The organism is Kineococcus sp. R86509 (assembly GCF_042466365.1).
Lineage (GTDB): Bacteria > Actinomycetota > Actinomycetes > Actinomycetales > Kineococcaceae > Kineococcus.
Window position 1 is genome coordinate 4,552,189 of sequence record NZ_JAXHCE010000001.1, and the last position, 16,769, is coordinate 4,568,957.

17 protein-coding genes are annotated in these 16,769 nt (G+C 73.0%); 12 read left to right on the forward strand and 5 right to left on the reverse strand.

The window, feature by feature from the left end; translation table 11 throughout:
- The first annotated feature begins 94 nt into the window (after nt 1–94).
- The 3 genes from SJY07_RS22215 to whiG all read left to right on the forward strand — a co-directional run bounded on the left by SJY07_RS22215 (nt 95) and on the right by whiG (nt 3,331).
- Nucleotides 95–1,264, forward strand: coding sequence for an RtcB family protein (locus SJY07_RS22215; RefSeq protein ID WP_380161578.1), 1,170 nt, complete (start codon nt 95–97; stop codon nt 1,262–1,264).
- Nucleotides 1,265–1,331: 67 nt separating this feature from the next.
- A complete protein-coding gene (locus SJY07_RS22220) occupies nt 1,332–2,273 on the forward strand; it encodes a tyrosine recombinase (protein WP_380161579.1) in 942 nt (313 codons plus the stop codon).
- Nucleotides 2,274–2,293: 20 nt separating this feature from the next.
- Entirely contained in the window at nt 2,294–3,331 is a 1,038-nt protein-coding gene (gene whiG, locus SJY07_RS22225; protein WP_380161580.1) for an RNA polymerase sigma factor WhiG, read from the forward strand.
- 14 nt (nt 3,332–3,345) lie between these two features.
- Here whiG and SJY07_RS22230 read toward each other — a convergent pair whose 3' ends face one another.
- The 3 genes from SJY07_RS22230 to SJY07_RS22240 form a co-directional block, all read right to left on the reverse strand.
- A complete protein-coding gene (locus SJY07_RS22230) occupies nt 3,346–3,882 on the reverse strand; it encodes a murein hydrolase activator EnvC family protein (protein ID WP_380161581.1) in 537 nt (178 codons plus the stop codon).
- 95 nt (nt 3,883–3,977) lie between these two features.
- Entirely contained in the window at nt 3,978–4,316 is a 339-nt protein-coding gene (locus SJY07_RS22235; RefSeq protein WP_380161582.1) for a TraR/DksA family transcriptional regulator, read from the reverse strand.
- Nucleotides 4,313–5,470 carry a pyridoxal phosphate-dependent aminotransferase gene (locus SJY07_RS22240; RefSeq protein WP_380162472.1) on the reverse strand — a complete coding sequence of 386 codons (1,158 nt, stop codon included), beginning with the start codon at nt 5,468–5,470 and terminating at the stop codon, nt 4,313–4,315. Before SJY07_RS22240 ends, SJY07_RS22235 begins: the two co-directional genes overlap by 4 nt.
- Before the next feature lie 337 nt (nt 5,471–5,807).
- On the opposite strand from SJY07_RS22240, the gene rpsB reads away from it, so the two are divergent.
- From rpsB to SJY07_RS22275, 7 genes are all read left to right on the forward strand, one after another.
- The gene (gene rpsB / locus SJY07_RS22245) at nt 5,808–6,767 is read left to right on the forward strand and encodes a 30S ribosomal protein S2 (RefSeq protein WP_328292055.1); all 960 of its coding nucleotides are present in this window, start codon (nt 5,808–5,810) and stop codon (nt 6,765–6,767) included.
- Nucleotides 6,768–6,880: 113 nt separating this feature from the next.
- On the forward strand, nt 6,881–7,708 hold the full coding sequence (tsf, locus tag SJY07_RS22250; protein WP_328292054.1) for a translation elongation factor Ts: 828 nt from the start codon (nt 6,881–6,883) through the stop codon (nt 7,706–7,708).
- 186 nt (nt 7,709–7,894) lie between these two features.
- On the forward strand, nt 7,895–8,656 hold the full coding sequence (gene pyrH / locus SJY07_RS22255) for a UMP kinase (protein WP_380161583.1): 762 nt from the start codon (nt 7,895–7,897) through the stop codon (nt 8,654–8,656).
- Nucleotides 8,657–8,726: 70 nt separating this feature from the next.
- Nucleotides 8,727–9,284, forward strand: coding sequence for a ribosome recycling factor (gene frr, locus SJY07_RS22260; protein ID WP_328292053.1), 558 nt, complete (start codon nt 8,727–8,729; stop codon nt 9,282–9,284).
- A 23-nt stretch (nt 9,285–9,307) separates the two neighbouring features.
- Nucleotides 9,308–10,198, forward strand: coding sequence for a phosphatidate cytidylyltransferase (locus SJY07_RS22265; RefSeq protein WP_380161584.1), 891 nt, complete (start codon nt 9,308–9,310; stop codon nt 10,196–10,198).
- A 70-nt stretch (nt 10,199–10,268) separates the two neighbouring features.
- Nucleotides 10,269–11,444 carry a 23S rRNA (adenine(2503)-C(2))-methyltransferase RlmN gene (gene rlmN / locus SJY07_RS22270; RefSeq protein ID WP_328292051.1) on the forward strand — a complete coding sequence of 392 codons (1,176 nt, stop codon included), beginning with the start codon at nt 10,269–10,271 and terminating at the stop codon, nt 11,442–11,444.
- Entirely contained in the window at nt 11,441–12,025 is a 585-nt protein-coding gene (locus SJY07_RS22275; protein ID WP_380161585.1) for a DivIVA domain-containing protein, read from the forward strand. The genes rlmN and SJY07_RS22275 overlap by 4 nt, the downstream gene beginning before the upstream one ends.
- A 3-nt stretch (nt 12,026–12,028) precedes the next feature.
- Here the strand turns inward: SJY07_RS22275 and SJY07_RS22280 are convergent, their stop codons facing one another.
- Nucleotides 12,029–12,424: a PPOX class F420-dependent oxidoreductase gene (locus SJY07_RS22280; protein ID WP_328292049.1), complete on the reverse strand. Its 396-nt coding sequence runs from the start codon at nt 12,422–12,424 to the stop codon at nt 12,029–12,031.
- Complete coding sequence (locus SJY07_RS22285; RefSeq protein ID WP_380161586.1) at nt 12,415–13,824, reverse strand: PucR family transcriptional regulator; 1,410 nt, start codon at nt 13,822–13,824, stop codon at nt 12,415–12,417. The genes SJY07_RS22280 and SJY07_RS22285 overlap by 10 nt, the downstream gene beginning before the upstream one ends.
- A gap of 85 nt (nt 13,825–13,909) precedes the next feature.
- On the opposite strand from SJY07_RS22285, the gene gabT reads away from it, so the two are divergent.
- Complete coding sequence (gene gabT / locus SJY07_RS22290; protein WP_380161587.1) at nt 13,910–15,265, forward strand: 4-aminobutyrate--2-oxoglutarate transaminase; 1,356 nt, start codon at nt 13,910–13,912, stop codon at nt 15,263–15,265.
- 26 nt (nt 15,266–15,291) lie between these two features.
- On the forward strand, nt 15,292–16,758 hold the full coding sequence (locus SJY07_RS22295) for an NAD-dependent succinate-semialdehyde dehydrogenase (RefSeq protein WP_380161588.1): 1,467 nt from the start codon (nt 15,292–15,294) through the stop codon (nt 16,756–16,758).
- Nucleotides 16,759–16,769: the final 11 nt, after the last annotated feature.

Genomic DNA, 16,769 nt, shown 5'->3' on the forward strand with positions numbered 1-16,769 from the left:
CCGGAGCGCGGCGGGTACCGTCGATCCTCGTGCCTGGCGCGGGAATCGTTGCCGCGCAGACTCATCACCGGACGAGGAGTGGAAGGGAACCGTCGTGGAACGGCTGAACGGCAAACTGGTGAACTGGGCGTCGATCCTGGAGGAGAAGACGCGCCGGCAGGCCGAGACCGCCTCCACGATGCCCTTCGTGTTCCCGCACATCGCGCTCATGCCCGACGCCCACCTCGGCAAGGGGGCGACCGTCGGCTCGGTCATCCCCACGGACGGGGCGATCATCCCGGCGGCCGTCGGGGTGGACATCGGCTGCGGGATGATCGCGGTCCGCACCCAGTTCCGTGCCGACGACCTCGCGGGCCGGGACCTCTCGGTGCTGCGCGAGGCGATCGAGGGCAGCGTCCCGCTCTCGGCCGGGGCCGCGAACCGCGACGTCTCGGCGACCGCCCGCCCGCGGGTCGCCGAGCTCGAGGCTCTGCACCCCGACCGCGCGGAGTTCCGGGAGTCGCTGGCCCCCCGGTGGCGGACGGCGCTGGGCACGCTGGGCTCGGGGAACCACTTCATCGAGGTGTCGCTCGACGAGACCGACGCCGTCTGGCTGTTCCTGCACTCCGGGTCCCGCGGGCCGGGGAACAAGCTGGCGACCCACCACATCGCCGTCGCCCAGCGGCTGTGCGCGCAGTGGTTCATCGAGCTGCCCGACCGTGACCTCGCCTACCTCGTCGAGGGGACCCCGGAGTTCGACGACTACATCGCGGACCTGCGCTGGGCGCAGCAGTTCGCCCTGCTCAACCGCGAGGAGATGATGGACCGGGTCGCGGCCCGCCTCTCCGACTTCCTCGGGGAGGCGGTCGTGGAGCAGGAGCGGATCAACTGCCACCACAACTACACCGAGCGGGAACGGCACTTCGGCCGTGAGGTCTGGCTCTCCCGCAAGGGGGCGATCCGGGCCGACGCGGGACGACCGGGACTGGTGCCGGGATCGATGGGCACCGCGAGCTACGTCGTGGTGGGCAAGGGCGACCGGCTCTCGCTGGACTCCTCCCCGCACGGCGCGGGGCGGGAGTTCAGCCGGTCGGCGGCCCGGCGGAGGTTCACCCACGAGGAGCTGCGGGAGGCGATGAAGGGCATCGAGTACCGCGACACCGACGCCTTCCTGGACGAGATCCCGGCCGCCTACAAGGACATCGACCGGGTCATGGCCGACGCCGCGGACCTCGTGGAGGTGCGTCACACGCTGCGTCAGGTGGTGAACGTCAAGGGGGACTGAGTCCCCCGACGCGGCCGGCGCGCGTGGCGTGGTTGCACGGATCGGCCGGACGGGTGACGGTGCAGGGGTGTCACCCGTCCGCTCCGAGAGCCCCCAGCAGCTGCTCGACGCCTTCGCGGCCCACCTGCGGGCGGAGCGCAACGCGTCGGCGAACACCGTGCGGGCCTACTGCTCCGACGTGCGGGACCTGCTGCAGCTGACCGTGCCGGTCGACGACGACGGGACCCTCGACCTGACGGTGCTGGGCCTGGCGGACCTGCGGGCGTGGCTGGCGGGGGCCGCCGCGGACCACGCGCGGTCGACGCTGGCGCGGCGGGCGGCGGCGGCGCGGACGTTCACGGCCTGGGCGCACCGATCGGATCGCCTGCCGGGGGACCCGGGTCTGCGGTTGCAGGCGCCCAAGCGGGCCCAGTACCTGCCCCGGGTGCTCGGCGCGAGCCAGGTGGCGGGAGTCCTGGACGCGGCGGCTGCCGCGGCGCACGACGCTGCGCCGCAGCGGGATCCGTTGGTGCTGCGGGACAGTGCGCTGCTCGAGCTGCTGTACGCGACGGGCTGTCGGGTCGCGGAGGTGGTGGGCCTGGACACGGACGACGTCGACCTGGGGGAGCGCACGGCCCGCGTGCTGGGCAAGGGCGACCGCGAGCGGGTCGTCCCGTTCGGGGTGCCGGCGCGGGACGCGGTGCGCAGGTGGCTGGAGGAGGGGCGGCCGGGCCTGGTGGGACCGGAGTCCGGTGCGGCCGTCTTCCTCGGGCGCCGGGGCCGGCGGGTGGACCAGCGTCAGGTGCGGGCCGTGGTGAACCGGGCGACGGCGGCGTTGCCGGGGCCTTCGGCGATCTCCCCGCACGGTCTGCGGCACGCGGCCGCGACGCACATGCTGGACGGAGGAGCTGACCTTCGTAGCGTACAGGAGTTGCTTGGTCACGCTACGCTGTCAACGACGCAGATCTACACGCACGTCTCCGTGGACCGCTTGCGGAGATCGCACCGTCAGGCCCACCCCCGGGCCTGACCGTCCGGGGGAGGACCACGGTGGACTCAGGAGCGGGCCGCGAGCGTGCCACCACGCAGGAGACGGACCACAGCACCGGTTCCGACCTGCGCGTGGTCGAGGATGGACAGGAGCGCACCATCGACACCGCCGGAACGACCGAGGCCGACCAGAAGACCAACCGGGCCGTGGAGGCCGCCGCGGACGCAGCGGCCGGCAACGGGGCGCCGGTCGACGAGAACCGCCCGGCGGGTCGACCGCAGGCCAACGCGCGCTTCACCTCCCGCAAGGGTCCGCAGACCCCCGAGCAGGAGCAGGCCGAAGCGGCGTTGCGGGCCATGTGGGAGGAGTTCAAGTCGGACGCCGATCCCGCGGTCCGCGAGCGGCTGATCATGCACTACTCACCGCTGGTGAAGTACGTCGCCGGTCGCGTCGGGGTGGGGCTGCCGCCCAACATCGAGCAGGCCGACCTCGTCTCCTACGGCATCTTCGGGCTCATCGACGCCATCGAGAAGTTCGACATCGAGCGCGCCATCAAGTTCGAGACCTACGCGATCTCCCGCATCCGTGGCGCGATCATCGACGAACTGCGCGCGATCGACTGGATCCCGCGCTCGGTGCGCAGCAAGGCCCGTGAGGTCGAACGCACCTACGCCTCCCTTGAGGGTGAGCTGCACCGCACCCCGACCGAGGTCGAGGTGGCGGAACGGATGGGGATCGCCCTCAGCGACCTGCACCACATCTTCAGCCAGGTGTCCTACGTCAACGTCGTGGCCCTGGACGAACTCCTCAGCGTCTCGGGGGAGAAGGGCGACAAGCTCTCCCTGGTCGACACCCTCGAGGACACCAAGGCCGAGGACCCGGTGCAGTCCTTCGAGAAGGAGGAGACGAAGTTCCTCCTCTCCCGGGCGATCAACCAGCTGCCCGAGCGCGAGAAGATCGTCGTCACGCTCTACTACTACGAGGGCCTCACCCTGGCCGAGATCGGTCGCGTCCTCGGGGTCACCGAGTCCCGCATCTGCCAGATGCACACCAAGGCCGTCCTGCAGCTGCGCGGCAAGCTCTCCGACGCGGAGTAGCCCACGGCGGCAGCTCACGGCCGACCCAGCGGCAGCAGGACGGGCGCGGCGGCCCGCAACCGGCCCAGCGGGTCCAGGTAGCGGTCACCGTCGCGCAGGCCGAGGTGCAGGCAGTCGGTCGCGCAGTGCGTCGGCCCCGACAGCGTCCCCAGCGGTTGACCGGCCCTGACCCCGTCCCCGCTCGACACCAGTGGGGCGAGGGGTTCGTAGGTCGTCCGGAGTCCGTCGGCGTGCAGCACCACCACGACCTCCCGGCCGGCCACCGGCCCGGCGAACGTGACCGTCCCGCCGTCGACGGCGACGACCGGCTGGCCGGGGGACGCGGCGAGGTCGACCCCGCGATGACCCGCCTCGTAGCGACCGACGTGCTCGAACTCCCGCAGCACCCGCGGCGGCTCCACCGGCCACACCCAGGACCCGACGACCGTGAGCGTCGTCGGCGGGGACGCCGGTGCGGGGACGGTGGTCACCACCACCCCGGCCATCCCCCCGGCCAGCCCCACCGCCGAGGCGAACGCGACGAGACCGGTCGGGACGGCGGAGGGCAGCACCGGGACAGCCTCACCCGCCGAGCACCCCGTCGAGCGTCCCGGCGGACCGGCCGGGCGTGGACTGTGGACGGCACGACCCTGTGCACGGGTCGTCGTCACCGTCGTCCGGCGCACTCCACGCACGTCGTGGTCCACGGCCGGGCCGCGAGCCGTTCCGGGGCGATCGCCCGCCCGCAGACCGCGCAGGTGCCGAACCCCGGGTCCCCGACCCGTGCGAGCGCGTCGTCGAGGGCGTCGAGGCGCTCGCGCACCTGCGCCAGCACGGCCGCGACCTGAGCCCGCTCGAACGCCGTCGTCGAGCCCTCGGGGTCGTGCTCGTCGTCGGCCGTGCCCTCGGCGGCCGCCTCCAGCGCACTGGCGAGCTCTCGCTCCAGCCCGGCCGCCCGCACCGCCGCGTCGGCCCGTTCCGCCAGCAGCGTCTCGCGCAGGCTCACCGCGAGCGCAGGGCCTGCAGCCGGTCGCAGGCCTCCTCCAGCACCGCGTCGGACTTGCAGAACGTGAACCGGACCAGCGGCTCGACGGCCTGCGCGGCAACGCTCCCCGGTTCGCAGAACGCCGACACGGGGACCCCCACGACCCCGGCCAGGTGGGGGAGTTCGCGGCACAGCGCGGTGCCGTCGGAGTGACCGAGGGGTCGCGGGTCGGCGACGACGAAGTACGTCCCGGCCGGGACGGACACCGCGAACCCGGCCGAGCGCAGCCCGGCGACGAGCAGGTCGCGCCGCCGTTGCAGGTCGCCGGCGAGCTCGGAGTAGAAGGAGTCCGGCAGCGCCAGCGCCGCCGCGACCGCCGGCTGGAACGGGCCGGCGTTGACGTAGGTGAGGAACTGCTTGACGGTGCGGACCGCGGCGACCAGCGGCGCCGGGCCGCTGACCCAGCCGACCTTCCAGCCCGTCACGGAGAACGTCTTCCCCGCCGAGGACACCGTCAGCGTCCGCTCGGCCATCCCCGGCAGGGTCGCCACGGGGACGTGGACGCGGCCGTCGAAGACCAGGTGCTCGTACACCTCGTCGGTCACGACGACGGCGTCGAACTCGACGGCCAGGGCGGCGACGGCCGCGACCTCCTCGGCGGAGAGCACCGCCCCGGTCGGGTTGTGCGGGGTGTTCAGCAGGACGACCCTCGTGCGCTCGGAGAACGCCGACCGCAGCCCGTCGCGGTCGAGGACGAACCCGTCGGGACCGGGGAGGAGGGGCACCGAGCGCTGCACGGCCCCGGCGAGGGCGATGACGGCGGCGTAGGAGTCGTAGGTCGGTTCGAGCACCACGACCTCGTCGCCGGGTTCGCACAGCGCCAACAGGCTCGCGGCGACCGCCTCGGTGGCCCCGGCGGTGACCAGGACCTCCGACGTGGGGTCGAGGGCGAGCCCGTAGAAGCGGCGCTGGTGCTCGGCGACCGCCTCGAGCAGCGCGGGGACGCCGATGCCCGGCGGGTACTGGTTGTGGCCCGAGCGGATCGCGGTGACGGCGTCGTCGAGGATCGAGGCGGGGCCGTCGGAGTCGGGGAAGCCCTGCCCCAGGTTGACCGCCCCGGTGCGCACCGCGAGCGCGGACATCTCGGCGAAGATCGTCGGCCCGAAACGTCGCATGCGGGAGACCACGGGACTCCCCGCCGGAGTCGTCGCGGGGGCCGGGGAGGGCGCCGACGCGCCGCGGTCGAGACCAGTGCTCACGCGTCGTAGACTACGGGGGCACCCGGTACGCGCTCCGTGGCAGCGGAGTCCTCGGACTCCCGACCTCGGTGCCGCGTCCAGGGTGACATCGCGTCCCCGCTCCCTGCTCCGACGCAGGGGGGAAGCACCCTTTCGGTCCACCCGGTCCACCGGGTGGTGGGGTGCGCCACGAGGACCAGGCGCGGCGAGCCGACCGGCACGCTGCGGACGAACCGATCGGCCCCGAGCGGGGCCGACACGAGGAGGACCACCCATGGCCGTCGTGACGATGCGCCAGCTGCTCGAGTCCGGTGTGCACTTCGGACACCAGACCCGCCGCTGGAACCCCAAGATGAAGCGCTTCCTCTTCACGGAGCGCAACGGCATCTACATCATCGACCTGCAGCAGTCGCTGTCGTTCATCGACCGCGCCTACGACTTCGTGAAGGAGACCGTCGCCCACGGCGGTTCCATCCTCTTCATCGGCACCAAGAAGCAGGCTCAGGAGTCCATCGCGGAGCAGGCCGCCCGCGTGGGCATGCCCTTCGTGAACCAGCGCTGGCTCGGCGGGATGCTGACCAACTTCCAGACCGTCTCCAAGCGGATCGCGCGCATGCGTGAGCTCGAAGAGGTCGACTTCGACGACGTGGCCGCCTCCGGCCTCACGAAGAAGGAACTGCTGGTCCTGAGCCGCGAGTACGCCAAGCTGACCAAGACCCTCGGCGGCATCCGCGACATGACCAAGGTCCCCTCCGCGGTGTGGATCGTCGACACCAACAAGGAGCACCTCGCCGTCGACGAGGCGAAGAAGCTGAACATCCCCGTCGTCGCGATCCTCGACTCCAACTGCGACCCCGACGACGTCGACTACCGCATCCCCGGCAACGACGACGCGATCCGTTCCGTCACGCTGCTGACCCGCGTCATCGCCGACGCCGTCGCCGCGGGCCTGCAGGTCCGCCACGGTGGCAAGTCGGAGTCCGACACCGAGCCGCTCGCGGCCTGGGAGCAGGACCTGCTCGCCGGCAGCGAGGGTGAGCAGTCCGGTGGCTCCGAGTCCACGGCCACCGCCGAGGCCTCCACCGCTCCGGAGGCCGCCGAGGCCGAAGCCGCCGAGGGCCAGCCGGCCGAGGTCGCTGCCGAAGCGCCCGAGGTCGACGCCGCCCCCGAGGCCGACGCTGCCCCCGAGGCCGACGCTGCGGCCGAGCCCGCCGAAGCCGCTGCCCAGGCCTGAGGCCCGCAGCACCTGACACAGGACGCCTGTGGTGACGCCCCGGGCCGTGAGGCCCGGGGCGTCTGCGCGTCCGCTCCACCCGAGAACCCCGATGGACGACGAGAGGAACGACCGTGGCTGCGTACACCGCCGCTGACGTCAAGGCGCTGCGCGAGAAGACCGGCGCGGGCATGCTCGACTGCAAGAACGCGCTCGTGGAGTCCGAGGGCGACGTCGAGAAGGCCATCGAGCTGCTCCGCATCAAGGGCCAGAAGGGCGTCGCCAAGCGCGAGGACCGCGACGCCTCCAACGGTCTGGTCGTCGTGCACACCGAGACCGGTCTCGGCGTCATGGTCCAGCTCAACTGCGAGACGGACTTCGTCGCCAAGAGCGCCGGCTTCGTCGCCCTCGCCCAGCAGGTGCTCGACCAGGCCGTGGCCGTCAAGGCCACCGACGCCGAGTCGCTGCTGGCCTCGGAGCTGGACGGCAAGAGCGTGCAGGTGGTCCTGGACGAGGCCAACGCGACGATGGGCGAGAAGATCGTCCTGGCCCGCGTGGCCCGCGTGGAGGGCACGCACGTCTCCGCCTACCTGCACCGCACGGCGAGCGACCTGCCGCCGACGATCGGTGTGCTCGTGGCCCTCGACGGGGCCAACGAGGAGGTCGGCAAGGACGTGGCGATGCACGCCGCGGCCATGAGCCCGGTCTACCTCACCCGCGACGAGGTCCCGGCCGAGAAGGTCGAGAGCGAGCGCCGCATCGCCGAGGAGACCTCGCGGGCGGAGAACAAGCCCGAGGCCGCCCTGCCGAAGATCATCGAGGGTCGCGTGAACAGCTTCTTCAAGGACAACGTCCTGCTGGAGCAGCCGTTCGCGAAGGACCCGAAGACGACGATCACCAAGCTGCTGGCCGCGGCGGGCGTGAACGTCACGTCGTTCGCGCGCTTCCGCGCCGGCGCCTGAGCACCACCGCAGTGACGTGGACGGGGCGGGGAGCCCGACGAGAGTCGGGTCTCCCCGCCCCGTTCGCGCGTCCGGGCGTCCCGTCCGGACCAGTGGCGGGTCACTGAGCGTGACCCGCGCACCGCGTCTGGGGCAGACTGCCCCGACACCGCCGACCGACCCCTGCACCCCCCGAGGAGCCACCGCGTGAGCGAGCCGAGCCTGACCGTCGACCTCGAAGCCGGCACCGTGCAACCGCGCCCGGCCTACCGACGGGTGCTCCTCAAGCTCTCGGGCGAGTTCTTCGGCAACGGTCAGGTCGGTGTCGACCCCGACGTCATCTCCGAGGTGGCCCGCGAGATCGCCGGGCCCGTCAAGCAGGGGGTGCAGGTCGCCATCGTCGTCGGTGGCGGCAACTTCTTCCGCGGCGCGGAGCTGTCCCAGCGCGGGATGGAACGCAGCCGTGCCGACTACATGGGCATGCTCGGCACCGTGATGAACGCCCTGGCCCTGCAGGACTTCCTCGAGCAGCAGGACGTCTCCACGCGCGTCCAGACGGCCATCACGATGGGTCAGGTCGCCGAGCCGTACATCCCGCGCCGCGCGATCCGGCACATGGAGAAGGGCCGCGTCGTGATCTTCGGCGCGGGTGCCGGCATGCCCTACTTCTCCACCGACACCGTCGCCGCCCAGCGGGCGCTGGAGGTCCGCGCCGACGTGGTCCTCATGGCGAAGAACGGTGTCGACGGTGTCTACACGGGCGACCCGCGCACCGACCCGAACGCCACCAAGATCGACACGATCAGCTACGCCGAGGCGATGCGCAAGAACCTGCGCGTCATCGACCAGACGGCCTTCAGCCTCTGCATGGACAACCGCCTCCCGATGATGGTCTTCGGGATGGAGGGCCAGGGCGTGGCGCGCGCCCTGCGGGGTGAGAGGATCGGCACGCAGGTGATCGCCGACTGAGCCCGCCGGGCGGATCGACGGCACCACAGGCGGACAGCACGCGCCGGACGCAGGACGAAAGGGACCACCCGTGATCGACGACACGCTCCTCGAGGCCGAGGAGAAGATGGAAAAGGCGATCGAAGTCGCCAAGGGCGACTTCGGTGCCATCCGGACGGGCCGGGCCAACGCGGCGATGTTCCACAAGATCATGGTCGACTACTACGGTGCGCCGACCCCGCTGCAGCAGCTGGCCAGCTTCCAGATCCCCGAGGCGCGCTCGGTGCTCATCACCCCCTTCGACCGGGCGGCGATGACCGAGATCGAGAAGGCCCTGCGCAACTCCGACCTCGGGGTGAACCCGGGCAATGACGGCAACGTCATCCGGATCGTGCTGCCGCAGCTGACCGAGGAACGCCGCAAGGACTACATCAAGATCGCGCGCACCAAGGCCGAGGACGCCCGCGTCTCGCTGCGCAACGTGCGCCGTCGGGCCAAGGAGGAGCTGGACCGCATCGTCAAGGACGGTGAGGCCGGCGAGGACGAGGTCGCGCGGGCGGAGAAGGAACTCGAGTCGGTCACCAAGCGCCACGTCGACGCCGTCGACGACCTGCTGAAGAACAAGGAAGCCGAACTGCTCGCCGTCTGAGCGACGGGGACGCGAGGCGCGACGTGACGGGCGAGACGACGGGGACCCCGACGACGGGGACCCCCCACCCTCCCAGGGCTCCCCGGCGGGCGGGCCGCAACCTGCCCGCCGCCATCGGCATCGGCGTCGGCCTCGGTGCCGTGGTCGTGGCCAGCCTGTTCATCCGGCGTGAGGCGTTCGTCGTCTTCACCAGCGTCGCGGTGCTCTACGGCTGCGTCGAGGTGGTGCGGGCGTTCCGCGCGCGCCACCTGCGGGTCCCGGTCCTGCCCCCCGTGGCGGGCACCCTGGCCATGGTGCCGGGGGCCTACCTCGGCGGGGGCGAGACGTTGTTCGTGGCCTACGCGCTCACGGTCTTCGCCGTCATCGTCTACCGCCTGCTCGGTGACGGCGGCGACCACGGGGCGGTGACCACCGTCCCCGCCGTGCGCGACGTCGCCGGCGGCATCTTCATCGTCAGCTACGGCCCGCTGCTGGCCGGTTTCGCGATGCTCATGCTGGCCGCCGACCAGGGGCCCTGGCGGGTCCTCGTCTTCGTCATCCTCGTGGTGGCCAGCGACGTGGGTGGCTACGCGGCGGGGGTCCTGTGGGGCAAGCACCCCATGGCGCCGTCGGTGAGCCCGAAGAAGTCGTGGGAGGGGACGGCCGGCTCCGTCGTCGTCGGTGCCCTCGCCGGGGCGATCGCCCTGCCGTTGGCGCTGGGCGGGCCGTGGTGGGGCGGGGTCCTGCTCGGGGTCGTCACCGTCGCCGTCGCGATCCTCGGCGACCTGTCCGAGTCGATGCTCAAGCGCGACCTCGGCATCAAGGACATGGGCACGCTGCTGCCCGGTCACGGCGGGGTCATGGACCGTCTCGACTCGCTGCTGCCGGCGGCGCCGGTGGTCTACCTGCTGCTGCTCTGGCTCGTCCCTTCCTGACCGCGCGTCGGCCGCGTCCCTTCCTGACCGCGCGTCGGCCGCGTCCGCGGGCCCTTACCATGGAGTCACGATGACGACTCCTCCGGATGCCCCCACCCGCGAACCGCTGCCCCTGGCGCCTGCCGGCCCCGGCAAGCTGGTGATGGCCGCCCCCCGCCGCGGCAAGCCGCCGCGCCACTTCGTCGACCTCGAACCCGAGGAACGCGGCCCGGCGATGGTGGAGCTGGGGGAGAAGGCGTTCCGCGGCAAGCAGCTCGCCACGCAGTGGTTCGAGCGCCTCGAGGACGACCCGGCGAAGATGACGGACCTCCCGGCCGCGAGCCGCGACCGGATCGCGGCGGCGCTGCTGCCGACGGTGCTGACGCCGATCCGCACGCTCACCGCCGACGCCGGCAAGACGATCAAGTCGCTCTACCGGATGCACGACGGTGCCCTCGTCGAGTCCGTCCTCATGCGCTACAAGAACCGCGACACCATCTGCATCTCCAGCCAGGCCGGCTGCGGGATGAACTGCCCGTTCTGCGCCACCGGTCAGGCGGGTCTGACCCGCAACCTCTCGACGGCCGAGATCGTGGAGCAGGTCACCGCGGCCTCCCGTGCCCTGGCGCGCGACGAGGTCCCCGGCGGTCCCGGCCGCGTCAACAACGTCGTCTTCATGGGCATGGGCGAGGCGCTGGCCAACTACAAGTCGGCCGTCGCCGCCGTGCGCCGCCTGGTCCAGCCCGCCCCGGACGGCCTCGGCATCTCCGCCCGCGGCATCACGATGTCGACGGTCGGCCTCGTCCCGGCGATCGACAAGTTCGCCCAGGAGGGGATCGCGGCGACGCTGGCGCTGAGCCTGCACGCCCCCGACGACGAACTGCGCAACGACCTCGTCCCGATCAACCAGCGCTGGAACGTCGCGGAGGCCCTCGACGCCGCGCGCCGCTACTTCGAGGCGACGGGCCGCCGGGTCAGCATCGAGTACGCGTTGATCCGCGACATCAACGACCAGGCGTGGCGTGCGGACCGCCTCGGCAAGCTGCTCAACGCCCGGGGCCGCGGCTGGGTGCACGTCAACCCGATCCCGCTGAACCCGACCCCGGGATCGAAGTGGACCGCCAGCGACCCGGCCGTGGAGAAGGCGTTCGTCGCCGCCCTGGAGAACCGCGGCATCCCGACGACCGTGCGCGACACCCGCGGCAGCGAGATCGACGGGGCCTGCGGGCAGCTCGCCGCGATCGGCCCGGAACAGCCGAAGGCATGACCCAGAGCGTCGACGGCCTGCCCCTGTCGCAGCTGCTGCAGGAGCGGCCCTCGCGCCTCAAGGGTCTGCGACGCGGCTACCGCGTCGAGGACGTCGACGTGTTCTTCGACCACATCGCCCAGGCCGTCCCGGCCGGGCGCGTCGCCTCGGGACAGGTCCGAGCCGTCGGCTTCGGCTCGCAGTTCGGTGGCTACGACGTCGCCGACACCGACGCCCTGCTCGCCGAGATCGAGGACGGTCTGGCCCGTCGCGAACGTCAGCGCTCGCTGGCCCAGAGCGACCAGCGGCCGTTCACCGAGCGGCAGGCCGCGCTCGGCGCGGCGGTCTCGGGACGTCTGAAGGAACCGCGCGGGGAGCGCTTCCCCCGCGCCCGCGGCCTGCGCCGCGGCTACCGGCCGGGCGACGTCGACGCGCTGTGCGAACTGCTCGCCGACCACTTCCGGGGCACGACGAAGCTCAGCGCCGACGACGTGCGCACGGCGCTGTTCCGTCCCCGCCGGGGCCGCCGCGGCTACCGCGAGGCCCCCGTCGACGCGTTCCTCGACCGCGTCGTCGAGCTCATGGTGACCTTCGAACGCTGAGGGTCACTCCCAGGGCGGGACAGACCCCAGCACCCGGTCCACCGTGAACGCGACGACGACCCGCGCCGGGTTGGGGCGCGGCGTGCGGTAGCGGGCGGCGTAGCGCCCCTCGGCGTCGGCGACCGACTCCGCGTCCTCCAGGACGTACCCGACACCCTCCAACGCCAGCCAGCGCCGCCCGTCGACCTGCGCGACGACGACCCGGGAACCCCGCCGCGCGTGCACGGCCTTGCGCGACGTCCCCGACGTGATGATCCGCACCGTCCCCGCGTCGAACGTGAACCCGACGGGGACGACGTGCGGGGACCCGTCGGCGCGCAAGGTGGTCACCGTCGCCAGGTGGCGCTCCGTCAGGAACTCCAGCGCGCTCGCGGGCAGGTCGTCAGGGTTCAGGGCCATGCCCCGAGTTTCGCAGCCGGGGGCCCGGCCCTCCCCGGGGAGGCACCGAGGGCACCCAGTGCGAGCCACAGCTCGGTCCGGTCCGCCGCGGAGTCCATCGAGGAGCCCAGCAGCCCTTCGAGGCGCGCGATCCGCTGCCGGACGGTGTTGCGGTGCACCCCGAGGGCGTCGGCCGTGGGCTGGCGCGCCCCGTGGTGCTCCAGGAACGCACGGGCGCTCGCGAGGAGGACGTCCGCGTCGGCGCAGTCCAGCACGGGCGCCAGCCGCTGCCGGGCCCAGGGCCCGACCACGTCGGCGTCGAGGACGTCGTCCAGCGACCCCGTCCCGGCCAGGGGCCGGTGCGCTCCGGTGCGCGCGTGGGCGGCGTCGGCCGAGCGGACCCCCTCCGCGGCCCGGTCGAGGGGCACGGGGCGACCCACGCCCCAGCGCGCCCCGGGCGGCGGGGTCCCGACGGCGTCCGGGGGCAGGACGGCGTGGTCCTCGCCCCACCAGACCGCCGGCGGCGGCGTCCCGCTCCAGCGGAGCACGACGAGCGGGTCGGGCAGCGGGTGGCCGACCCCCTCCGCCAGCCGGGCGGCGATCGCGGGCCGGTCGCTCAGCACCAGGTCGACGACGGCGCTCGCCATCCCCGGGGGGACGAACGAGCGGGCCGTGAGCAACCCGAGCAGGGCCGCCGCCGTGCCGATCGTCGCGTGCGCGGCCCGTGGGGTGTCGGGGGCGAGGGAGACGAGCAGCCAGCCCGTCCCGTCGGAACCGGTGGCCCGCAGCAGCAGCGACCGGGTCGGCGACACGTCGGTCCAGCTCGCCCGCGCCCCCTGCCCCTGGATCCGGTGCAGTCCGGCGACGGCCTCGGCGGGGGGTGGGGTCCTCGTCGTGGCGGCGCGGACCCCTCCGCCGGGGGCCAGCGACCAGGCCTGCCCGCGCACGCTGCGGGCCACCCGCCGCAGCACGGCGTCGACGCCCTCCGGTCCGGCGGCGTCGACGGCCAGCTCGCGCTGGGTGCGGGCGGCGGCGGCCTCGGCGTCGTTCTCGCTGCGCCGCAACAGGTCCGCCAGACGACGGGAGATCGCGATGAACGGGGTCGGTTGCGGGACCTCGAGGAGCGGCAGACCGCGTGCGGCGGTGGCGGTGACGAGCGCGCGCGGCACCGAGCGGTGGCTCAGGCCCACCCCGAAGCCGGCCCCCGCCACCCCGGCGTCGACGAGGCGGTCCACCCAGCCCGCCCAGCCGGCGCGCGGGGTCCGCAGCCCCGTGGTGAGCAGCAGCTCCCCGCCCTCCAGGAACGCCGTGGGGTCGTCCAGCTCGCTGGTCGCCACCCAGCGCACGGGGGCGCCGGGATCGCCGCCGACCAGGCGCAGCGCCAGCGAGGGGGTCGCCACCAGGTCGGCCAGGGTCACCACGGTGGCAGTCTCGCACTGCGCGACCGGTGCCGACAGTGCACTCCTGACACTGACGTCGAGGGGGCGACGCGCCTAGGTTCGGGCCATGACGACCCTCAGCCACGACGTGAGCACCGGCGGCCCCACCCTCCCGCAGGAGATCCGGTTGCGGACCGAGGTGCCGGGCCCGCTCTCGCGCGAGCTCGCCGCCCGCCGCAGCGCCGCCGTGAGCGCCGCCGTCGGGTCGTCGATGCCGTTCTACGCCGCCACCGCCGGCGGTGGGGTCGTCGTCGACGTCGACGGGAACTCCTACGCCGACCTCGGCTCCGGCATCGCCGTCACCACCGTCGGCAACGCCGACCCCGCCGTCGCCGCAGCCGTGGCCGAGCAGGTGGCGCGGTTCACCCACACCTGCTTCATGATCACGCCCTACGACTCCTACGTCGAGGTCGCCGAGCGGCTCAACGCCCTGACCCCCGGCGACTTCGCGAAGAAGACCGCCCTGTTCTCCACCGGGGCGGAGGCCGTCGAGAACGCCGTGAAGGTGGCCCGGGCCCACACCGGCCGCCAGGCCGTGGTCGTCTTCGACCACGCCTACCACGGCCGCACCAACCTCACGATGGCGATGACCGCCAAGAACATGCCCTACAAGAACGGCTTCGGTCCCTTCGCCCCCGAGGTCTACCGGGCCCCGCTGAGCTACCCCTTCCGCGACGGCCTCGACGGCCCGACCGCCGCCGCCCGCGCCATCCACACCATCGAGAAGCAGGTCGGCGCCGCGAACCTCGCCGCCGTCGTGCTCGAGCCGATCCAGGGCGAGGGGGGCTTCATCGTCCCGGCCCCCGGCTTCCTGCCCGCCATCGCCACCTGGGCGAAGGAGAACGGCGTCGTCTTCGTCGCCGACGAGGTCCAGACCGGGATCGCCCGCACCGGCGCGGCCTTCGCCAGCCACCTCGAGGGGATCGAACCCGACCTCGTGACCATCGCCAAGGGCGTCGCCGGCGGTCTGCCGCTCGCGGCCGTCACCGGCCGCGCCGAGATCATGGACGCGCCGGTCCTCGGCGGCCTCGGCGGCACCTACGGCGGGAACCCCGCCGCCTGCGCCGCCGCGATCGCCACCCTGGACACCCTGGAGCGGGAGGACCTGCCGGCCCGGGCCCGCCGGGTCGAGGGCATCCTCTTCACCCGGCTGCGCGCCCTGGCCGCCCGGGACCCGCGCATCGGCGACGTCCGCGGCCGCGGTGCGATGGTCGCCGTCGAGCTCGTCGAACCCGGGACCACCACCCCGGACGCGGCGCTGGCCAAGCGGGTCGCCACCGACGCCGCCCAGCACGGCGTCATCGTCCTGACCTGCGGCACCGACGGCAACGTCCTGCGCTTCCTGCCGCCGCTGAGCATCCCCGACGCCCTGCTGGAACAGGCCCTGGACGTGCTCGGGACCGTCTTCGAGAACGCACGCTGAACCCCTCCGAAAGGCAGGATCGAGCCATGAGCACCGAACAGCGCGAGAAGGAACTCCTGAGCGAGGTCCCCACCGGACTCTTCGTCGGCGGCGCCTGGCGCGCCGCCGAGGGTGGGCGCACCGTCGACGTCGAGGACCCCTCGACCGGGCAGGTCCTGCTCGCGGTCTCCGACGCGAGCGTGGCCGACGGCACCGCGGCCCTCGACGCCGCCGTCGCGGCCTTCCCCGGCTGGGCCGCCACCCCGACCCGCGAACGGGCCGAGGTCCTGCGCCGCGCCTTCGACCTCATCACCGCCCGCGCCGACGACTTCGCCCTGCTCATGACCCTCGAGATGGGCAAACCCCTGGCCGAGGCCCGCGGTGAGGTGACCTACGGCGCGGAGTTCTTCCGCTGGTTCTCCGAGGAGGCGCCGCGGATCTCCGGCCGCTACGCCCAGAACCCCGTCGGGGGTTCCCGGCTGCTCACCCTCAAGCAACCCGTCGGGCCGGTCCTCGCCATCCTGCCGTGGAACTTCCCGCTCGCCATGGGGACCCGCAAGATCGCCCCGGCGCTCGCCGCCGGGTGCACCATCGTCGTGAAGCCCGCGACGCAGACCCCGCTCACGACGCTGCTGCTGGCCCAGGTGCTGGCCGAAGCCGGCGTCCCCGACGGGGTCGTCAACGTCGTCACGACGACGTCGACGGCGGAGGTCGTCGAACCCCTCGTGCGGGACCCCCGGCTGCGGAAGCTGACGTTCACCGGTTCCACCGCGGTCGGTCGCAAGCTCGTCGAGCAGTCCGCGCAGCAGCTGCTGCGGGTGTCGATGGAACTCGGCGGCAACGCCCCGTTCCTGGTGTTCGACGACGCCGACCTGGACGAGGCGGTCGACGGCGCGATGCTCGCGAAGATGCGCAACACCGGGGAGGCCTGCACCGCGGCCAACCGGTTCTACGTCCAGCGCGGCGTCGCGGAGGAGTTCTCCCGCCGCCTCGCGGAACGCATGGGGTCGTTGAGCGTCGGCCGGGGGACGCAGGACGGCGTCCAGGTCGGACCGCTCATCGACGCCCGCGCCCGTGACGGTGTGGCGCAGCGGGTCTCCGAAGCCGTCGACGCGGGAGCGAAGGTCGTCGTCGGTGGGTCGACGGTAGGGGAGAGCGGGTACTTCTACGCCCCGACCGTCCTCACCGACGTGCCGCTCGGTTCCCGTCTGCTCACCGAGGAGACGTTCGGGCCGGTCGCCCCGATCGTCGTCTTCGACGAGGAGTCCGAGGGCGTCGCGTTGGCCAACGACACCGAGTACGGCCTCATCGGTTACGCCTACACCCAGGGTCTCGACCGGGGGATGCGCGTCGCCGAGGCGCTCGAGACCGGCATGGTCGGCCTCAACGCCGGGGTCATCTCCAACGCCGCCGCGCCGTTCGGCGGGGTCAAGGCCAGTGGTTTCGGCCGCGAGGGCGGGGCCGAGGGGATCGAGGAGTACCTCGAGACGAAGTACGTGAACTTCCCCCTCTGAGGACGGGGCGA